Raw genomic sequence first — 18,392 nt, 5'->3', positions numbered from 1 at the left:
TTCGAGCGGGCGCAGCCCGTGCGATGAGAGTCGGGGATAAGCGTAGAGCCTTTCCGGTCCGGATTGAAGCCGTTCCATCCGTGACCGAGGCTTCACGGGATATTCCGACCCGGCTGAGCCGCGTCGCCGGCGGACACATCCTCGCGCGTCGAGTAGGCGCGACCGAGGCTGAAGGTCAGCACGTAGAGCGGCACGTTTATCGCGATGCCGACCATCGGCAAGTAGCTCGTCCACTGCCAGACCGGGGAGAAAAACGGCCGGCCGTAGCCATCGCACATAAGCGAAGAACCATACGCCCAAAGCGCTCCGATGGCAGTTGCAATGGCGAAGAGCTTGACGCAAGTGACGATATGCCTTGCCCGAGCCGGCTCCGGCAAAAGGCGCTGCCACAGCACCAGGCACAAAACAGGAATGGCGTAGACGAGGTCCTGAGCGGCCAGCAACGGAATTGCGCCGTTCGCCGCAGCAAGGAACTCGGCTCGCGTTTCGAGCCTTGGACAGACCTCGCTCGAGGTCGTCGACAGCAGCAGAAAGACGAACGGGCCGAGGAACCAGAAAAAGAACAGCGACGGCCAGAAAACCGCTGCAAGCAGCGCCCGGACCGCCAGCCTGGTCAAATGGCCTGATCCATGAAGCGCGGGAACCAGCCCTCATGGGCGGCGGTCAATTCGCTGACCGGAACGGCACGCGCCTCGCCGAGCTTCAGCGTGTCGCCACCGGTCGTGCCGATCCACGGCGCGAAGATGCCGAGCTTGCCCTGCTCCGCGCGGATCCTGTCCCATTCGCCGCTTTGCGGGTCGATCGACAAGGTCAGGAGATAACGTCCTTGGTCCTCGCCGAACCAGACCGGGATCGGATCGGTGCCGGTGAGGCCGGGAATGGTGGCGCCGATGCCGGATGCCATCGCCATTTCGGCCAGCGCCACGGCAAGGCCGCCGTCGGAGACATCGTGCGCGGCAGTCACGATGCCGGAAGCGATCAGCGCGCGCACATGGTCGCCGACGCGCTTTTCATGTTCGAGGTCGACGGGCGGCGGCGAACCGTCGGCGCGGCCGTGGATGTCGCGCATATAGACGGACTGGCCGAGATGGCTGCCCCATGTCGGCGGCGCGCCGACCAGCACGATCATCTGGCCCTCGGCGGCAAAGCCGACGCGGGCCATCTTCGACCAATCGGCGATCAGCCCGACGCCGCCGATGGTCGGCGTCGGCAGGATGCCGCGGCCATTGGTTTCGTTGTAGAGCGAGACATTGCCGGAGACGATCGGGAAGCCGAGCGCGCGACAGGCGTCGCCGATACCCTTAACCGCTCCGACAAACTGGCCCATGATCTCCGGCCGCTCCGGATTGCCGAAATTAAGATTGTCGGTGGCGGCAAGCGGCAGGGCGCCCGTTGCCGTCAGGTTGCGCCAGCATTCGGCGACGGCCTGCTTGCCGCCCTCATACGGGTCGGCCTCGCAATAGCGCGGCGTGACGTCGGAAGAGAAGGCGAGCGCCTTGGTTGGATGACCTTCGACGCGCACCACGCCGGCATCGCCGCCTGGGAGCTGCAGCGAATTGCCCTGGATCAGCGTGTCATACTGCTCCCACACCCAGCGGCGCGAAGAGAGGTCCGGCCCGCCCAGCATCTTGAGCAACGCGTCAGCGACGTCGGCCTTGGGCGCGTCGTTCGCTGCAAGCGGCGCCGGCTTCTTCGTTTCGACCCAGGGGCGATCATATTCCGGCGCCTGGTCGCCCAGTTCCTTGATCGGCAGGTTGGCGACCTCGTCGCCATGGTGCAGCACGCGGAAGCGCAGGTCGTCGGTGGTCGTCCCGACGATGGCGAAGTCGAGGCCCCATTTGCGGAAGATCGCCTCGGCTTCCTCCTCTTTCTCGGGGCGCAGCACCATCAACATGCGCTCCTGGCTTTCCGACAGCATCATCTCGTAGGCGCTCATGCGCTCCTCGCGCACCGGCACCTTGTCGAGATCGAGCTCGATGCCGAGATCGCCCTTGGCGCCCATCTCGACCGCCGAGCAGGTGAGCCCGGCCGCACCCATGTCCTGGATGGCGATGACCGCGCCCGACGCCATCAGCTCGAGGCAGGCCTCCAGCAGGCACTTTTCGGTGAAAGGGTCGCCAACCTGTACGGTCGGCCGCTTCTCCTCGATCTTGTCGTCGAACTCGGCCGAGGCCATGGTGGCGCCGCCGACGCCATCGCGCCCGGTCTTGGCGCCGAGATAGACGACCGGCAGGCCGACGCCCTTGGCCTGCGACAGGAAGATGGCGTTGGTTTTGGCGAGGCCGGCCGCGAAGGCGTTGACCAAGATGTTGCCGTTGTAGCGGGCGTCGAAATTGACCTCGCCGCCGACGGTCGGCACGCCGAAGGAATTGCCGTAGCCGCCGACACCGGAAACGACTCCAGCAACCAGGTGCCGGGTCTTGGGATGGTCAGGCGCGCCGAAGCGCAACGCGTTCATCGCCGCAACCGGTCGGGCACCCATGGTGAAGACATCGCGCAGGATGCCGCCGACGCCGGTCGCGGCTCCCTGATAGGGCTCGATATAGGAGGGGTGGTTGTGGCTCTCCATCTTGAAGACGACGCAGTCGCCGTCGCCGATGTCGACCACGCCGGCATTCTCGCCCGGCCCCTGGATAACCTGCGGGCCGCTGGTGGGAAGCGTGCGCAGCCATTTCTTGGAAGACTTGTAGGAGCAGTGCTCGTTCCACATCGCCGAGAAGATGCCGAGCTCGGTGAAGCTCGGCTCGCGGCCAACCAGATCGAGGATGCGCTGGTATTCGTCGGGCTTCAGCCCATGCGCGGCGACGAGCTCGGGGGTGATCGGCACGGAATTGGATATGGTCATGAGCGGCGATTGGTATCCGTCGGAGAGGGGGCTTTTTCTGAGTCTCCTCTTATCGCAAGCGTTCGAGCGATACACCCCCAAAGCACAACGAAAACGCCGGAAAACCGCTGCGCCGGCACCGGCCGGTAGCGCGAGGCGCTTAGGAAAGGACAGGTCAGGAAAAACTGTCGTAGCCGGCGCGGCCCTCGTCGAGCAGGCGGCGGATGACCGCGACGCCACCGGCGACATCCTTGCTTTGCCGGGGTTGCGAGACACCGAAGCGGACGCCGTGGAAGACTTGTTCGGAACGACCGGCCTTGAACTCATCCTCGTCGTCGATGAGCACGCCCTGCGCAAGGCAGGCATTCTTGAAGGTGCCTGAGAGCCAAGGATCCGGCAAGGTGAGCCAGACGAAGGGCACATTGTCCCGTGCCTTGAAGTCAAAGCCAACCAGCGTCTCGCGCACGACGTGGACACGAGCTTGGATCTCTGCAATGCAGCGCTTGCGGATATCGCTGGCCTGGCCGGACATCACCAGCCTTGTTCCGACTTCCGCCAGCAGAAAGGGCAGCCCGCCGGTCATCATCTTGTGCGCCACGCGGATGCGGTGGCGGTAGGCGGGCGGGCAGGACAGCCAGCCCCCGCGCACGCCGGCCGCGACCGACTTCGACAGGCCGCCGGCGACGATCGTGCGCTCAGGGGCGTATTCGGCGAGCAGTGGCGTCGGATCGTCGGTCAATTCGCCATAGAGATCATCCTCGATCAGGACGACATTGTACTCGCGCGCTATGCGCGCGATCGCCTTGCGCCGCTCCGCCGACAGCGTCACCAGCGTCGGGTTCTTCGCTGTCGGCATCACGAACATCATCTTCGGGTGTTTCTGGGCGCAGACGCGTTCGAGATCGTCGGGATCGAGACCTTCATCGTCCGCCGACACCAGCGCGGTACGGCGCCCGATCAGACCGGCGCTGCGCGAGATCTGCGAATAGGTCAGATGCTCGAAGACGATCGTGTCGCCAGGCGTGGTGAGCGCCGCGATCGCCGCCATCACCGCCGCATGGGTGCCAAGTGTCGGCACGATCGAATCGGGCGAGGGGTGGAAGGAATTGCGCTTGAGCCAAAGGCCGCCGGCCTCGAACCAGCGCTCGGGGAAATCCCTGGTATAGCTTGAAATGTCGTGAGGGTGCTCCTCCGCCGTCCGCGCCAGCAGTTCGGCAATCAGTGCGCCTTGCCCGACATCGGGGGCGGCGGTGCTGTCGAAGCGCAGCTTGCCGCTCGGCGCGTCGATGAGCCGCGTTCCGAGCGCGGCGGGCTGCAGCTCGGGCTTGGGGCTCTCCGCGCGTTGCGCGAGCACATAGGTGCCGCGCCCGACCTCCCCACTCACCAAGCCGCGCTCGCGCAGCAACTGATAGGCCCGGCCGACCGTGCCGACCGTAGTGCCAATGTCGTAGGCGAGGTCGCGCTGCGGCGGCAGTTTTGCACCCGCATCGATGACGCCCTTGTCGATATCTGACTCAATGCTGTCAGCAAGGCGCTGATAGAGAGGGCCGGAACCGGAAGCGAGGTCTGGGAGCCAATTTGTCATGGTGACAATTTTTTATATTGCATCGCGAGACGAGTCAATCGATATGAAAACGCGGGTAACTAGAGTACAATTGATAGAATTGGTTGATCGCAAGATGAATACAATTGATACATTCCGTTATGACAGTGCCGAGTTGCACGGCCGCCCGTCGGGGCGCCGCGGGTTCGTTGACCGGGTCGTATTCGTGCTTCGTGCCATCGCCAGGCAAATCGACCGAATGCTGGAACGCCGTCGCGGACGCCTTGCGCTCTTGGAGATGACCGACGAGCAGCTCAAGGACATCGGCATTTCGCGCTGCGACGCCCATCGCGAAGGTATCAGGCCGTTCTGGGACTAAGCGCGTCGCGACGCCCTTGATTGTTGCAATGCATATCAAATCGCTGCGCGGTTTGGGCATACATCGACCGCGAACAGAGCTTCGATGGTATGTTGATTGACGAGCGCGAAAAGCCGACCGTCAATCCTGCATTTGCAGGAAGTGGGCTACGGCCGAGTCACGCGGCAGCGGCGCAGGATGAATTGCCGGCCTGCCAGCGCGCGATGTCGGAGCCTATGCGCGCGCCCAGCGGTTCGGCCATCAACGGCCCGAACACGTCCACCTTGCGGGAATTGCCTTGTGCTTGCACGACCAGCAGCGGCTTGCCGCCATAGTGCTTGGCGGGCACGAGCAGGAAGCGCGGCGTGCCGCTGTAGGAGTTGAGCTCGTTGGCCATCTGATAGGGCTTGAAAGCCGGATCCTTGCTGGCGATCCAGCATTTGTGAGCGGCGATGGCGACCTGCTCCATGGCAAGCAGGGAAGCGCTCTTGCCAGAGGGGGGCGGCGTGGTCTTCGAGCCGGACTGGCAAGAGGCGAGCGCAAATCCGGCGGCGGCCAGGAGAGCAAGGCGAGCAATCGTCAGTCTCATGGTCAGGCCGCCCCGTTGGTCCGAAAGAATGGTCTGAAGGAATCGTCTGAAAGGATCAAGCGGCGATGCCAAGCGCGCCTTCGAACAGCGCCCGGCCGTCGCTGCCCCCGTGTGCCGCCTCGATCAGGTTCTCCGGGTGCGGCATCAGACCGAGCACATTGCCCTTCTCGCTGACGATGCCGGCGATGTCGTTGATCGAGCCGTTGGGATTGGTGCCTTCGGCATAGCGGAACACCACCTGGCCTTCGCCTTCGAGGCGCGCCAGCGTTTCGGCGTCGGCGAAATAGTTGCCGTCGTGATGCGCGACCGGTGAGCGAATGATCTGGCCGGGCTGATAGCCGCGGGTAAACATCGTGTTGGCGTTGGCGATCTCGAGCTTCACGTGCCGGCAGACGAATTTCAGCGAGGCGTTGCGCATCAGGGCGCCGGGGAGCAGCCCCGCCTCGACCAGGATCTGGAAGCCGTTGCAGACGCCGATCACCATCACGCCCTTGGCCGCCTTTTCGGCCACTGCCCGCATCACAGGCATGCGCGCGGCGATCGCCCCGCAGCGCAGATAGTCGCCGAAGGAGAAGCCGCCGGGAATGGCGATCAGGTCGACGTCCGGGATTTCGGTGTCGGTTTGCCAGACGGTCGCCGGCGCCTGACCGGAAATCTTGGTCAGAGCTGCGATCATGTCGCGGTCACGGTTGAGCCCAGGCAGGAGGACGACGGCTGATTTCATTTGGGTCGTAGGGCCTCTGGTTTTCGGCGAGTTCGCTGGTGATGCACGCGCTTCAGGAGCCTGTACATCAAATCGCTGGTGGCTTCAGGCATAACCTCTGCGCTGCAACCTCAGGTAATGGCCACACTATAATTCTCAATCACCGTGTTCGCCAGAAGCTTGTCGCACATTGCCTTGAGGTCGGCCTCGGCCTTGGCCTTGTCGGTTCCGGTGAGCTCGATGTCGAAGACCTTGCCCTGCCGCACCTGGCCGACGCCGTCGAAGCCCAGCCCTGAGAGCGCGTGCTCGATCGCCTTGCCCTGCGGGTCGAGAACTCCGTTCTTGAGGGTGACGGTGACGCGGGCTTTCATCGATACTCCTGAGTGATCGGTAGTGCGGAGGGCGGGCACGCCGTTTCCGGCAGGCCCGCGCTGGCAGTCAGTGCTTCGTGCTCTTCGAGGGCTCGGAAGAGGCAACGAGCACCGGGCCTGTCGGGCGCGGCGGCTCGTTCTCGTTCATGATGCCGAGGCGGCGGGCAACTTCCTGGTAGGCCTCGACCAGGCCGCCCATGTCGCGGCGAAAGCGGTCCTTGTCGAGCTTGTCCTGGGTGGCGACGTCCCACAGCCGGCAGGAATCCGGCGAGATCTCGTCGGCGACGACGATGCGCATCATGTCGCCCTCGAACAGGCGCCCGCATTCGATCTTGAAGTCGACAAGCTGGATGCCGACGCCCAGGAACAGGCCGGAGAGGAAGTCATTGACGCGGATAGCCAGCGCCATGATGTCGTCGATCTCCTGCGGGCTCGCCCAGCCGAAGGCGGTGATGTGCTCTTCCGACACCATCGGGTCGTCCAGCGCATCGGCCTTGTAGTAGAATTCGATGATCGAGCGCGGCAGAACCGTGCCTTCCTCGATGCCCAGGCGCTTTGCCAGCGAGCCGGCGGCGACGTTGCGCACCACCACCTCGAGCGGGATGATCTCGACTTCCTTGATCAGCTGCTCGCGCATGTTCAGCCGGCGGATGAAATGGGTCGGGATGCCCATACGATTGAGGTGATTGAAAATGTGCTCGGAGATGCGGTTGTTGAGCACGCCCTTGCCGTCGACCACCTCATGTTTCTTCTTGTTGAAGGCGGTGGCGTCATCCTTGAAGAACTGGATCAGCGTCCCGGGCTCAGGTCCTTCATAGAGGATCTTGGCCTTGCCTTCGTAAATGCGGCGGCGATTTTTCATCTGATTTTTTCTCTGGATTGGCGGGCAGGCGGCAAGCGACCGAGTACCTGTCCGTCTGCCTAAATTAGTTGTGGCGACGGGTGCGTTCAATGCCGGTGTCTATAGCAATCGTAATGTTTGCTCAATCGGCAAATCCAGCCGATCAACCGCTTTCGGAACCGAAATGCCGCAGCGCAGCATGGGACGTTGCATATTGACCGGCCCGCGACCTTTTGGTTTGTGCTGGGTAAGCACACATATTCATAGCCAAGCGAATCGATTTGATCGGAGGGACGCATGAGCAGCATGAAAGACCGCGAAGAGGGCTTCGAGCGCAAATTCGTCTTCGACGAGGAGCTCCGCTTCAAGGCCTCGGCGCGCCGCAACAGAGCGCTCGGCCTGTGGGCCGCCGAAAAGCTGGGCAAGAGCGGAGCCGATGCCGAGGCCTATGCCAAAGCGGTAGTCGTCTCCGACATCGAGGAGGCCGGCGACCATGACGTCTTCCGCAAGATCCGCGAGGACTTCGACGCCGCGGGCGTCAACCAGTCGGACCATCAGATCCGCCGCACCATGGACGAGCTGATGGCGCAGGCGATCGAGCAGGTCAAGAACACGTAAAAATCGTTGGACCAATCGACCGCCCGGCTCAGCCGGGCGGTTTTCTTTGCCTTGCCGCCGTTTCCGGCTGAGACTGCGGATCGTTACCAAGGAAGTTCCGATGTCGCTCAAGTCCCGCCTGGCCGCCGACGAAACGCTGTTCACCGCCTGGTCCGGCGTGCCGGACGCGCTGACGGTAGAAATCATCGCCAAGCAGGGCTTTGATGCCGTTACCCTCGACATGCAGCATGGCGGCCACCACGAGGACAGCGTGCTGCGGGGCCTGGTGCCGGTGCTTGCCGCCAATAAGCCGGCGCTGGTGCGCATCCCGGTCGGGCGCTTCGACATGGCGAGCCGGGCGCTCGATTTCGGCGCCGAGGCGGTGATCGCGCCGATGGTCAATTCCGTGGACGACGCCAGGCAGTTCGCCGCAGCGATGAAGTATCCGCCGATGGGCGAGCGTTCCTGGGGCCCGACCTATGCCTTCCCGCGCCATGGGAAGGGTGACCATGCCGAGTGGCTGCGCGACTCGAACCAGCGCACCATGGCCTTTGCCATGGTCGAGACGCGTGCGGCGTTCGAGGCGCTGGATGGGATCCTCGAGACGCCCGGCATAGATGGCATCTTCGTCGGGCCGTCGGATTTCTCGATCGCCTGGTCGAACGGCACCACCGTCAATTCGACGTTGGAAAGCATGATGGAGACGGTCGCCTCGATCGCCGAGCGGACGCGCAAGGCCGGCAAGCACGCCGCGATCTATGTCATCGAGCCGGCCGTTGCCGGCCGCGTCGTGTCGATGGGCTATCGGCTGCTCGCCATGGGTTCTGACCACACGCTGATCTCGCTCGGAGCCAGGACGCTGCTGAAGAGCATGCGGGATTCGATCGGCGCCTGAGGCGCCGGCGTTTCAAGGCTCCTTCAGTTCCGTCAGGAACTTGGCGAAAGTCATCGATCCCTCCGGCCAGGGGCCGAAGCCCGCGTCCTGGTTGAGATGGCCGGCGTCGCCGGCGTCGATGAACAGCGAACCCCAGGCGGCGGCGATGTCCTCGGCAACCTCAAAGGCGCAGAACGGGTCGTTGCGGCTGGCGATCACGATCGACGGAAAGGGCAGGGGCTCGCGCGAATAGGGCCCGAAGGTCATCAGGTGCCTCGGCCTGATCTCCGGATTGGCGACATCAGGCGGCGCCACGAAGAAGGCTCCCGCGACCGGCTTCTGGAATTGCGGGATCGCCTGCACCGCCGCCGCCACCCCCAGCGAATGCGCGACGATGACGACCGGCCGCTCGGCCTCGTTGACAGCTTTCGCTACACTTGCCGTCCAGTCCTCGCGCACGGGTTTCGTCCACTCGGCCTGCTCGACCCGGCGCGCTGTCGATAGCTTCGACTGCCAGCGGGTCTGCCAGTGCTCGGGCCCGGAATTGGTGTAGCCCGGTATGATGAGAATATCGGCGTCCTTGACTTTCATGGCGCCGATGTAGCGAGCACCCTTGTCTGATGCAACCGGCCGGTGGGACGCAGTGGCATCATAAAGGTGAACAACGTGTTCGATTCTTTCAACCTTGTGTGAACGATGGCGATGAACGATCTGGAGGGGGAACAGGAATGACTAATAAACGTCGGCGCGACTGCCCTTCGTGAGATCGGCGCCCGAACGGAGAGTGTGATGAGCGAACTGCCTTTTGCCGCGACCACCCCGGTCAGCGTCGCGCGTGTCGGATTGAGGGCGCGCGATGCCGAAAACCTTGCCGCCTATTATCGCGCCGTCGTCGGCCTGCAGGAGTTGAGCCGCGCCGATGGCGCGATCACCCTCGGTGCCGCGGGACGCCCGCTGCTGGTGCTGGAGCAGGATGCCTCGGCGAAGCCTGACGACCCACGCAGCGCCGGCCTGTTCCATACTGCCTTCCTGCTGCCATCGCGCGCCGATCTTGGCCGGTGGATCAGCTACGCCGCTGCCAACCGGATAAGCATCGAAGGCGCTTCGGACCATCTGGTCAGCGAGGCGCTCTACCTCACCGACCCTGAAGACAACGGCATCGAGATCTACGCCGATCGCCGTCCGCAGGATTGGAAATGGAACGGCGACAAGATCGCAATGTCGACCGAGCGGCTGAACCTCCCCGCGGTCGTCGCCAGCGTGCCCGTCGGTGATGCCGGCTGGCAGGGAGCGCCGGAAAACACCATTGTCGGCCACGTCCACCTGCGCGTCGGGCGTCCGGAAGACGCCGAAGCGTGGTGGCATGACGAATTCGGCTTCGACACGGTCGCCAAATATGGCGGTCAGGCTGTGTTCCTGTCCTCCGGCCACTACCACCACCATATCGGTGCCAATTCCTGGCGCAGCGCCGGCGCCGGCCGCCGCGATCCCTCTCGCTCGGGCCTCGCCTGGGTCGAAATGCGCTCGGATAACGTGAAGGCCGAGACGACGCGTGAAGATCCCTGGGGCACGGTGATCAGGACGGTGCCTGGCAAGGCTTGACTAGGGCTGCGCGACACTAGCGGGCCTTCCCCCGGACTCAGGCCTGTCCAAACACCCGCCTGAAGATCGTGTCGACATGCTTGGTGTGATAGCCGAGGTCGAACTTCTCGCGGATCTCGGCCTCGGGCAGTGCCGCTGTCACGTCCTTGTCGGCAAGCAGTTCCTCAAGGAAATCAGCACCTTGCTCCCATACCTTCATGGCGTTGCGCTGCACCAGGCGATAGGCATCCTCGCGTGACACGCCAGCCTGCGTCAACGCCAGCAGCACGCGCTGCGAATGCACCAGGCCGCGGAACTTGTTGAGGTTCTTCTCCATGTTCTCGGGGTAAACGAGCAGCTTATCGACGACACCGGTCAGGCGTGCCAAGGCGAAGTCGAGCGTCACCGTCGCGTCCGGTCCGATCATGCGCTCCACCGAGGAGTGCGAGATATCGCGCTCGTGCCACAGCGCCACATCCTCCATGGCCGGCATGGCGTAGGAGCGGACCATGCGGGCAAGGCCGGTGAGATTCTCGGTCAACACCGGGTTGCGCTTGTGCGGCATCGCCGACGAGCCCTTTTGTCCCGGCGAGAAATATTCTTCCGCTTCCAGCACCTCGGTGCGCTGCAGATGCCGGATCTCGACGGCCAGGCGCTCGACCGACGAGGCGATCACGCCGAGCGTAGCGAAGAACATCGCATGGCGGTCGCGCGGAATGACCTGCGTCGAGACCGGTTCCGGCTTCAGGCCGAGTTTCTTCGCCACATGCTCTTCGACATAGGGATCGATGTTGGCGAAGGTGCCGACCGCGCCCGAGATGGCGCAGGTGGCGACGTCTTCGCGCGCGTGCAGCAACCGCTCGCGGCAACGCGAGAATTCGGCATAGGCCAGAGCCAGCTTGACGCCGAAGGTGGTCGGCTCGGCATGGATGCCGTGGCTGCGGCCGATGGTGATGGTATCCTTGTGCTCGAAGGCGCGGCGCTTCAGGGCCCCAAGCAGCGCGTCAATGTCGGCAAGCAGGATGTCGCTGGCGCGTGTCAATTGCACCGCAAGACACGTGTCGAGAACGTCCGACGAGGTCATGCCCTGGTGAATGAAGCGGGCGTCCGGTCCGACGAATTCGGCGAGATGGGTCAGGAATGCAATCACGTCATGCTTGGTGACGCGCTCGATCTCGTCAATTTTGCCAACGTCGAATTTGGCCGCGCCGCCCTTCTCCCAAATCGTCTTAGCGGCTTCCTTCGGGATGACGCCGAGCTCGGCCAGCGCATCGCAGGCATAAGCCTCGATTTCGAACCAGATGCGGAACCGGGTTTCGGGCGACCAGATGGCGACCATTTCCGGCCGGGAATAGCGAGGGATCATGGTTTCTTAGTCCTGCTGGGAGAAGCTTTGGCCGCGTCCTAACAGAGGCCGGCTCAATGCTCAACGCCGCCGGCGTGCAAACCAGATGCTGGCGGCGGCAAGTGCGGCAAAGCCGAACGGAAAATAGAGCCGGATGCCAAGGACGACGAACTGGTAGAGCGCAGCGAGGATCGTGAACACGAACTCAGACCCCCAGGTCCGCGTGAAGGCCGGCGCGTGCCACTCGGCGTAGTAAGAACGGTATTGCAGGGCAAACAGCCCGCCGGTGAAAGCGAGCGTCGCGCCGAGCAGGCATACGAAAGCTGCGGCGAGCGCGGTTTCCCAGTGGCGGCCGCGCGTTACCAGCGCGGCGAACGTCAGCCCGACCGGAAAAGCAAGCGCGCCGCCGAGCGCATAAAGCAGCACGACGAAGCGGGCGCTGTCCGGCGTCTCCCAATAATACAGATTGAGGAAAGCGCTTGCCGCCATCGCAAGCCCCCACAGCAAGGCGCCGACAATTGCCGTGCCGGTCGAAGGCAGAGCGTCGCGCAGGCGGTTTGCCAGGCGCAGACGCAAGGAGGCCGGCTGCAGCGGCGTTACGGTCACTGGGCCACGTTCCGCGGCGAAAAGCGGTTCGGCTTGCGTGGTGTTGGCAATGCTCCCTGTCTCATTGGCGTCATGGCTATCACGCCATGGTGAACAAGACGTGCCGCTCGATGCATCCAATCCGGCGGCCGTTTGTTATTGTGGGCGCCCGACAGGGACGCGCGGCCACCCACCGGAGGGACCAGCATGACCACCGATGTCAGCAAGATACGCGAGCATATGGAAGTAGTCGGCGCCGATGGCGTCCATGTCGGCACCGTCGACAAGGTCGAGGGGCAGCGCATCAAGCTGACCAAGGCCGACAGCGGCATGGGCTCGCACAAAGGCCACCACCATTATGTTCCGCTGGCTCTGGTCGCGGAGATCGAAGGAAAGAAGGTCTGGCTCTCGGCGAATTCGGAAGTCGCGGTGACGTTCGAGGAAGAGAAGTCCGACCCGACCTGACCGGCGTCCAGAACTCTAGCGGGACGACCAGACCGGAAAGAGATCACCGTCGGCCGGCGTCGCCGCGTGGACGCCGCGGCTGATGGCGCGGGCCATCGTAGACCCCGCTGCGGCATAGAGATCGATCGCTGCATCGGCGCTGAGTTCGATGCCGCTCCTGCCGGTCGCGATCGCGAAAACGAGATCGCCGTCGGCCGGTGTGTGCGTCGGCCAAATGGCGCGGGCAAATCCGTCATGCGCCGAAATCGCCAGCCGTTTGGCGGCCGACTTGGAAAGCACGGCATCGGTCGCAATGACGGCAATCGTCGTGCTGGCGCCCTCTGGCGGTTCCCCTGCGCGCCTGTCGCGGTACTTCAAGAGTATCTTCCTGGCGTCTTCAGGTATCGGGTCGGGATAACCCAAGCCGCCGAATTCATCGCCGATCTCGAAGGGAGCGGCCCAGAAATGGCGGCTGCGTCCGACCGTCACCGAACCGGTCGGGTTGACGGCGGCTAGCGCGCCGATGGTGACGCCGCTGCCGAGCATCGTCGAGGCCGAACCCAGCCCGCCCTTCAGACCGGAAGTCAGCGCGCCGGTACCGGCGCCGACCGTACCGAGCGGGAAGTCGGTCGTTGTCGCCTGAGCCGCCTCGTAGCCAAGCTCGCGATAGGGCGGATAGCGGCCCCAATCCTTGTCGCCGCCATTGCGCAGGTCGAAGAGGATCGCGGCCGGCACGATCGGCACGCGAAAACCACCCACGTCGACGCCGATGTTTTTCTCCCGCAGCGCCGCCTGGACGCCGGAAGCGGCATCGAGGCCGAAGGCCGAGCCGCCGGACAGCACGACTGCGTGAATGGTCGCGATCGAGTTTTGCGGCTCGAGCAGGTCGGTCTCACGTGTGCCCGGTGCGCCACCCAGCACCTGGACTCCGGCCACCGCCGGCTCCTCGCAAAGCACTACCGTGACGCCGGACTTCAGCCTGGCGTCGGCGGCATTGCCGACGGTGAGTCCGGCGACGTCGGTGATCAGGTTGCGTGGACCGGTGCGGAACATCAGTTTTCCTCCAGCGGCACGAAATGGGAGCCGTCGAAGCGGAAGGCGCGGAATGGGTTTTGGCTGAGATCGCCCTTTTCGTCGAAGCGGACGGTACCGATAGCGGTCGCGAAATCATGGTCGGTCAGCGTCTTGGCGAGCGGCTTGCCGGAGCTTTCTGCGTCGACCGCTGCCGCCTTGGCGACTTCCACCGCGGCATAAGCCGGCAGCGTGTAGCCGTCGGTCACGATCTTCCTTTCGCCAAAGGCCTGCACGACCTTGGGGTCCGCGACTTCTGACCACTCCGGCAACGCGATCATCAGTGTGCCGGCCGCATAGGGCACATCGCCGGGTGGCGTGCGCAGCGTCTCGCCGCCGGCGAAGGTGATGCCGGCATTGAGCGAGGCAGCGTCGCGCCCCATGATGGCGATGTCGTCGCCGTCGCCGCCGGCAAACACTTTCGTAGCCCCCGCTTTCTTCAGGCGGCCGATCAGCCCGATCTGGTTGTCGAGCTGCGGCCGGAACGTGTCGACGAAGACCGGTTTCAGCGCCGCCTGCTCGGCGGCCGCGCGGAAAGTCTCTGCGATCTCTCGGCCATAGATGGTGCCGTCATCGATAACGGCGAACAATTCGTTCTGCCAGAGCCGAGTGAGGATCGTGGCCACCGCATTGCGTTCGTCGTCGCCGCGCGGGCCAAGCCGGTAGACCGGCCAGCCGGTCTTGGCGCGGCGGTCCGTCAGGCTCTCGGTGCGCACGCCGATCGCGATGACCGGAATGTTGGCATCCTTCAGGATCGGCAGCGCCGCCTCGATCGCTTCGGTGCACAGAAAACCGACAACGATGTTGACCTTGGCATCCACGAACTGCCTGGCAGCCGCTGCACCGCCGTCGGCCGTGCAGGCGTCGTCAACGGTTCGGACCGCCACGCCTTCGGCGTCCGCCGCCAGCGCGGTCCCCGCCTCGATCTGCTTGCCGAGGATCGCCGACGGCCCGGACAGCGGTGCGGCGACGCCAACCAGCGTCTCGGCATGGACGCTCGCGGCCAGCCAAAGCAGCGCGGCTAAAGTCGTCGTGAGAAGGCGCATTCGGGCGAAGAGGTCCTCCGTGCCGGGAGTATTGTTCCGGCACTATTCCAGCAAAGACCTAAAGGCTGCCTAATCCCGGTGCAACACGCGAATTCAGGATTGCGCTCAAGCACTTCGCTTGTGTCATACAATATGCAGCCATATATAACGAGCTTCCGTTTGGCAGGTGGATCATCGGGTGCTGAAGATTAATGATATCGGGCCGCAAGCCTATCGCGATGCGATGGCGCATTTTGCCGGCCATGTGCATGTGGTGACCACGGACGGCCCGGCCGGGAAACGAGGCGCAACGGTGATTGCCGCCTGCTCGGTCTCGGATACGCCGCCCGCCGTGCTTGTCTGCCTCAACCGCGAAAATCCCAAGAACGAGGCCTTCATCCGGAACGGCAATTTCGCGCTGAACACGCTCGCCTCGGACCAGGAGGCGCTGTCGGTCGGCTTTTCCGGCATCACCGGCCTGCCGTCCGAGGAGCGCTTCGGGCTCGGCGAATGGGACGTGATCTCGACCGGCGCGCCGACGCTGAAAGGCGCGCTCGCCGTCTTCGATTGTCAGATCATCGATACCAAGGATTTGGCCACCCACCGTGTGCTTTTTGGCAAGGTGACAGGCCTGCGCATCGGCGATAATTTGCGGCCGCTGATCTACCACAACCGCGACTACCACGTTCTGTGAAAACCCCTCTTGCGTTTGATGGGTCGAGGCGCGGCCCCGCGTAGTGAAGGCGATACTGCCGCGTGTCGACGAGTTCCGCGCCGTGCACAATGTCGGACGCGCTGGCCGATCCTTGCGCCTCGCTCGACCAGCGGCCGGCCGCAGCGGTTGACCCGCGCTGGCTGCGAACTGGCGACAGGCGGGCCGCGTAGCCATATGTTTCGCAGCGATATATTGCTCTGGGAGTTCCCCGGGAAAACAGACTTTGTGAGAAGCGACGATGGACGAGAGCATTTATCTCGATGAGCTCCGCGATCCCCTGATCATCGCGGAAGGCTGGATGAGGGACGGCAAGAATGTCGCCATCGCGACCGTGGTCGAAACCTGGGGTTCGGCGCCGCGCCCGGCCGGCAGCCATCTGGTCATCGACGCCGAAGGGAATTTCCACGGTTCGGTTTCCGGCGGCTGTGTCGAGGGCGCGGTGGTGACCGAGGCGATCGACGTGATCGGCTCGGGCAAGCCGCGGATGCTGGAGTTCGGCGTCGCCGACGAAACCGCCTGGCAGGTAGGCCTGTCCTGCGGCGGCCGCATCAAGGTCTATGTCGAGCGGCTGGGTTGATTGCGGATGGACCCATATGTTCTCAAAACATTGAACGAAGAGCGCCGCGCCAGGCGCGCCGCGGTGCTGGTCACCGACCTCGGTGACGGCCGCGACCGCATCGTGCGTGAAGGCGACCGCGTCGCGGGCGAGCTCGGCGCGGCGATCGCCAGTGCGTTCCGCACCGGCATTTCTCGATCGGTGGAAGCGGAAGGGCGGACTTTCTTTCTCAATGCGCATCTGCCGCGCCCGCGCCTTGTGGTGATCGGAGCGGTGCATATCAGCCAGGCGCTCGCGCCAATGGCCAGAATCGCCGGCTATCCGGTCGAGATCATCGATCCGCGCACCGCCTTCGCCACGCCGGAGCGCTTTTACGGTGTGGCGCTGCATGCCGAATGGCCGGAAGATGTGCTGAAGCTCCAGCCGCTCGACAGCTACACCGCGCTTGCCGCCGTCACCCACGATCCGAAGATCGACGATTTCGCGCTGAAGGCGGCGCTCGACGCCAGGTGCTTCTATGTCGGGGCGCTTGGCAGCAGGAAGACTCACGCCAAGCGGGTCGAGCGTCTGCTGGCGATGGGCGCCAGCGCCGACCAGATCGCCCGCATCCATGCACCGATCGGGCTGGACATCGGCGCCGCGAGCCCGGCCGAGATCGCCGTCGCGGTGCTGGCACAGACCATCCACGCCTTCCGCTCGCGCGGCCTGGAAAGCAAAGGCGCGGTGGCGTGAAGTTCGGGCCGGTTGCGATCGATGAGGCCGAAGGCGCGGTGCTGGCGCATGCGACCACTGCCGGCGAGCGGCGATTCCGCAAGGCGCATCGGTTGAACGGCGAGGACGTTGCGGCGCTGAAGGCGGCCGGCATCAGCGAAGTCGTCGTGGCCGTTCTGGCTCCCGATGATCTCGATGAAGATACTGCGGCCGAAAAGATCGCGTTGAGCATGTCCCATCGCGACGTCGAGACGAAGCCCTCTGCAACGGGACGCGTGAACTTGCATGCCGAAACCGCAGGCGTCTTCACCGTCGACGCCAAGATGATCGACGCCATCAATGCCATCGACCCGGCGATCACCATCGCTACCCTGGCGCAGCACGCGCCTGTCGAGGCGGGCCAGATGGTGGCGACGGTGAAGATCATTCCGTTTGCCGTCGCTGCGAGCCTAGTAGAGGCGGTGGCCAGGATTTGCGCCGGCGGCGAAATCTTCGCCGTCAACGCCTATCGCCCGGTCAATGTCGGCGTCATCCAGACGACGCTGCCCGGCTTGAAGCCGAGCGTGCTCGACAAGACGCTGCGGGTCACCGAGGCGCGGCTGGCGCGCTCCGGCGGCCGGCTGAAGGCGGAGCGGCGCACGCCGCATGACGTGACGCTTGTTGCGGAAGCAGCAAGCGCGCTGGCGCGCGACAACGACATGGTGGTGATCTTCGGCGCCTCGGCGCTGGCTGATTTCGCCGATGTCATCCCTGCCGCGATCGAGAAGGCGGGCGGCAAAGTCATTCGAGCCGGCATGCCGGTCGATCCCGGCAATCTGCTGGTGCTCGGAACGCTCGACGGCAAGCGCGTCATCGGCGCGCCCGGCTGTGCCCGCAGCCCGAAGGAAAACGGTTTCGACTGGGTGCTGGACCGGCTGATCGCCGGGCTTGATGTGACGGCGAGCGACATTGCCGGCATGGGCGTCGGAGGCCTGTTGATGGAAATCCCGTCCAGGCCGCAGCCGCGCGAGCCGCTGCCGTCGCGGTCGGCAAAAGCGGAGCCGAGGGTCGACATCGTGCTTCTCGCCGCCGGGCGCTCCAGCCGCATGGGCGGGCCGAACAAACTGCTGGCGCTGTTCGACGGCAAGCCGCTGGTGCGGCGCACCGCCGAGCGGGCGCTGGGATCGAAGGCGGCCAACGCCATCGTCGTCACCGGCCATCAGCGCGAGCGGGTGCGCTCGGCGCTCTCAGGTCTCGATATCACGCTTGCCCACAATCCGGACTTCGCCGACGGGTTGGCCTCGTCGCTTAAGGCGGGCATCGCGCGGGTCGCGCCCGACGCGGCCGGCGCCATCATCGTGCTCGGCGACATGCCTGGTATCTCGTCTAAGGATCTCGATAGCCTGATCGATGCGTTCCGCCGATCCGGAGGCCGCGCGGTGGTGCGCGCGGCGCATCACGGCAAACGCGGCAACCCGGTGCTGCTGCCGCGGTCGCTGTTTGCCGCCGTCGCGCAGCTCGAAGGCGATACAGGCGCGCGCCATCTGGTCGAGGCCGAAGGGCTCGACGTCATCGATGTCGAAATCGGGCAGGGCGCTTCGATCGACGTCGATACGCGCGAGGCGCTGGAACGCGCGGGCGGCGTGCTGCAGGATTGACAAACCGAAGCCGAATTTCGCA

General features: G+C 64.5%; 21 protein-coding genes and 1 pseudogene. 10 read left to right on the top strand and 12 right to left on the bottom strand.

What is annotated here, in order from left to right:
* Nucleotides 1-92: 92 nt before the first annotated feature.
* The 3 genes from CK218_RS12235 to CK218_RS12225 form a co-directional block, all read right to left on the bottom strand.
* On the bottom strand, nt 93-617 hold the full coding sequence (locus tag CK218_RS12235) for a hypothetical protein (protein ID WP_095827844.1): 525 nt from the start codon (nt 615-617) through the stop codon (nt 93-95).
* Nucleotides 614-2,845, bottom strand: a complete 2,232-nt coding sequence (gene purL, locus CK218_RS12230; RefSeq protein ID WP_095827843.1) for a phosphoribosylformylglycinamidine synthase subunit PurL — start codon at nt 2,843-2,845, stop codon at nt 614-616. The genes CK218_RS12235 and purL overlap by 4 nt, the downstream gene beginning before the upstream one ends.
* A gap of 154 nt (nt 2,846-2,999) precedes the next feature.
* Nucleotides 3,000-4,409, bottom strand: coding sequence for a PLP-dependent aminotransferase family protein (locus tag CK218_RS12225; RefSeq protein ID WP_095827842.1), 1,410 nt, complete (start codon nt 4,407-4,409; stop codon nt 3,000-3,002).
* A 94-nt stretch (nt 4,410-4,503) separates the two neighbouring features.
* Between CK218_RS12225 and CK218_RS12220 the strand changes: the two genes are divergently transcribed.
* Entirely contained in the window at nt 4,504-4,746 is a 243-nt protein-coding gene (locus CK218_RS12220; RefSeq protein WP_095827990.1) for a DUF1127 domain-containing protein, read from the top strand.
* A gap of 157 nt (nt 4,747-4,903) precedes the next feature.
* On the opposite strand, the gene CK218_RS12215 is transcribed toward CK218_RS12220, so the two are convergent.
* From CK218_RS12215 to purC, 4 genes are all read right to left on the bottom strand, one after another.
* Complete coding sequence (locus tag CK218_RS12215) at nt 4,904-5,314, bottom strand: hypothetical protein (protein ID WP_067328325.1); 411 nt, start codon at nt 5,312-5,314, stop codon at nt 4,904-4,906.
* 55 nt (nt 5,315-5,369) lie between these two features.
* Nucleotides 5,370-6,038: a phosphoribosylformylglycinamidine synthase subunit PurQ gene (gene purQ, locus CK218_RS12210; RefSeq protein WP_067328327.1), complete on the bottom strand. Its 669-nt coding sequence runs from the start codon at nt 6,036-6,038 to the stop codon at nt 5,370-5,372.
* Nucleotides 6,039-6,148: 110 nt separating this feature from the next.
* On the bottom strand, nt 6,149-6,388 hold the full coding sequence (gene purS / locus CK218_RS12205) for a phosphoribosylformylglycinamidine synthase subunit PurS (protein WP_066995172.1): 240 nt from the start codon (nt 6,386-6,388) through the stop codon (nt 6,149-6,151).
* Between the two features lie 67 nt (nt 6,389-6,455).
* On the bottom strand, nt 6,456-7,250 hold the full coding sequence (purC, locus tag CK218_RS12200) for a phosphoribosylaminoimidazolesuccinocarboxamide synthase (protein WP_040969563.1): 795 nt from the start codon (nt 7,248-7,250) through the stop codon (nt 6,456-6,458).
* A gap of 276 nt (nt 7,251-7,526) precedes the next feature.
* Between purC and CK218_RS12195 the strand changes: the two genes are divergently transcribed.
* Nucleotides 7,527-7,847: a DUF1476 domain-containing protein gene (locus CK218_RS12195; protein WP_066995175.1), complete on the top strand. Its 321-nt coding sequence runs from the start codon at nt 7,527-7,529 to the stop codon at nt 7,845-7,847.
* A gap of 100 nt (nt 7,848-7,947) precedes the next feature.
* Entirely contained in the window at nt 7,948-8,721 is a 774-nt protein-coding gene (locus CK218_RS12190) for an HpcH/HpaI aldolase/citrate lyase family protein (protein WP_095779612.1), read from the top strand.
* Nucleotides 8,722-8,733: 12 nt separating this feature from the next.
* On the opposite strand, the gene CK218_RS12185 is transcribed toward CK218_RS12190, so the two are convergent.
* The gene (locus tag CK218_RS12185; protein WP_066995180.1) at nt 8,734-9,291 is read right to left on the bottom strand and encodes an alpha/beta hydrolase; all 558 of its coding nucleotides are present in this window, start codon (nt 9,289-9,291) and stop codon (nt 8,734-8,736) included.
* Nucleotides 9,292-9,489: 198 nt separating this feature from the next.
* Between CK218_RS12185 and CK218_RS12180 the strand changes: the two genes are divergently transcribed.
* Nucleotides 9,490-10,302, top strand: a complete 813-nt coding sequence (locus CK218_RS12180; RefSeq protein WP_095827841.1) for a VOC family protein — start codon at nt 9,490-9,492, stop codon at nt 10,300-10,302.
* A 37-nt stretch (nt 10,303-10,339) separates the two neighbouring features.
* On the opposite strand, the gene purB is transcribed toward CK218_RS12180, so the two are convergent.
* Together purB and CK218_RS12170 are read right to left on the bottom strand one after the other, a co-directional pair.
* Entirely contained in the window at nt 10,340-11,647 is a 1,308-nt protein-coding gene (gene purB, locus CK218_RS12175) for an adenylosuccinate lyase (RefSeq protein WP_095827840.1), read from the bottom strand.
* Between the two features lie 60 nt (nt 11,648-11,707).
* Nucleotides 11,708-12,166, bottom strand: a complete 459-nt coding sequence (locus CK218_RS12170) for a hypothetical protein (RefSeq protein WP_179294499.1) — start codon at nt 12,164-12,166, stop codon at nt 11,708-11,710.
* Between the two features lie 252 nt (nt 12,167-12,418).
* On the opposite strand from CK218_RS12170, the gene CK218_RS12165 reads away from it, so the two are divergent.
* Nucleotides 12,419-12,676 carry a DUF2171 domain-containing protein gene (locus CK218_RS12165; RefSeq protein ID WP_095780608.1) on the top strand — a complete coding sequence of 86 codons (258 nt, stop codon included), beginning with the start codon at nt 12,419-12,421 and terminating at the stop codon, nt 12,674-12,676.
* A gap of 15 nt (nt 12,677-12,691) precedes the next feature.
* Here CK218_RS12165 and CK218_RS12160 read toward each other — a convergent pair whose 3' ends face one another.
* Both CK218_RS12160 and CK218_RS12155 read right to left on the bottom strand, forming a co-directional pair.
* Complete coding sequence (locus tag CK218_RS12160) at nt 12,692-13,708, bottom strand: P1 family peptidase (RefSeq protein WP_095827839.1); 1,017 nt, start codon at nt 13,706-13,708, stop codon at nt 12,692-12,694.
* The gene (locus CK218_RS12155; RefSeq protein ID WP_095827838.1) at nt 13,708-14,772 is read right to left on the bottom strand and encodes a branched-chain amino acid ABC transporter substrate-binding protein; all 1,065 of its coding nucleotides are present in this window, start codon (nt 14,770-14,772) and stop codon (nt 13,708-13,710) included. Before CK218_RS12155 ends, CK218_RS12160 begins: the two co-directional genes overlap by 1 nt.
* Nucleotides 14,773-14,950: 178 nt before the next feature.
* On the opposite strand from CK218_RS12155, the gene CK218_RS12150 reads away from it, so the two are divergent.
* From CK218_RS12150 to CK218_RS12135, 5 genes and pseudogenes are all read left to right on the top strand, one after another.
* Entirely contained in the window at nt 14,951-15,445 is a 495-nt protein-coding gene (locus CK218_RS12150) for a flavin reductase (RefSeq protein ID WP_095827988.1), read from the top strand.
* Nucleotides 15,446-15,448: 3 nt separating this feature from the next.
* A pseudogene (locus CK218_RS31075) lies at nt 15,449-15,636 on the top strand (VWA domain-containing protein); the annotation flags it as partial.
* A 68-nt stretch (nt 15,637-15,704) separates the two neighbouring features.
* The gene (locus CK218_RS12145) at nt 15,705-16,043 is read left to right on the top strand and encodes an XdhC family protein (protein ID WP_095827837.1); all 339 of its coding nucleotides are present in this window, start codon (nt 15,705-15,707) and stop codon (nt 16,041-16,043) included.
* A 6-nt stretch (nt 16,044-16,049) separates the two neighbouring features.
* The gene (locus CK218_RS12140) at nt 16,050-16,754 is read left to right on the top strand and encodes an XdhC family protein (protein ID WP_095827836.1); all 705 of its coding nucleotides are present in this window, start codon (nt 16,050-16,052) and stop codon (nt 16,752-16,754) included.
* Entirely contained in the window at nt 16,751-18,370 is a 1,620-nt protein-coding gene (locus tag CK218_RS12135; RefSeq protein WP_095827835.1) for a molybdopterin-binding/glycosyltransferase family 2 protein, read from the top strand. Before CK218_RS12140 ends, CK218_RS12135 begins: the two co-directional genes overlap by 4 nt.
* Nucleotides 18,371-18,392: the final 22 nt, after the last annotated feature.

The sequence above is a fragment of the Mesorhizobium sp. WSM3879 genome, assembly GCF_002294915.1.
Classification (GTDB): domain Bacteria; phylum Pseudomonadota; class Alphaproteobacteria; order Rhizobiales; family Rhizobiaceae; genus Mesorhizobium.
Note: the sequence above shows the minus strand (reverse complement) of the source record. Positions and strands in the feature narration are given on the sequence as shown.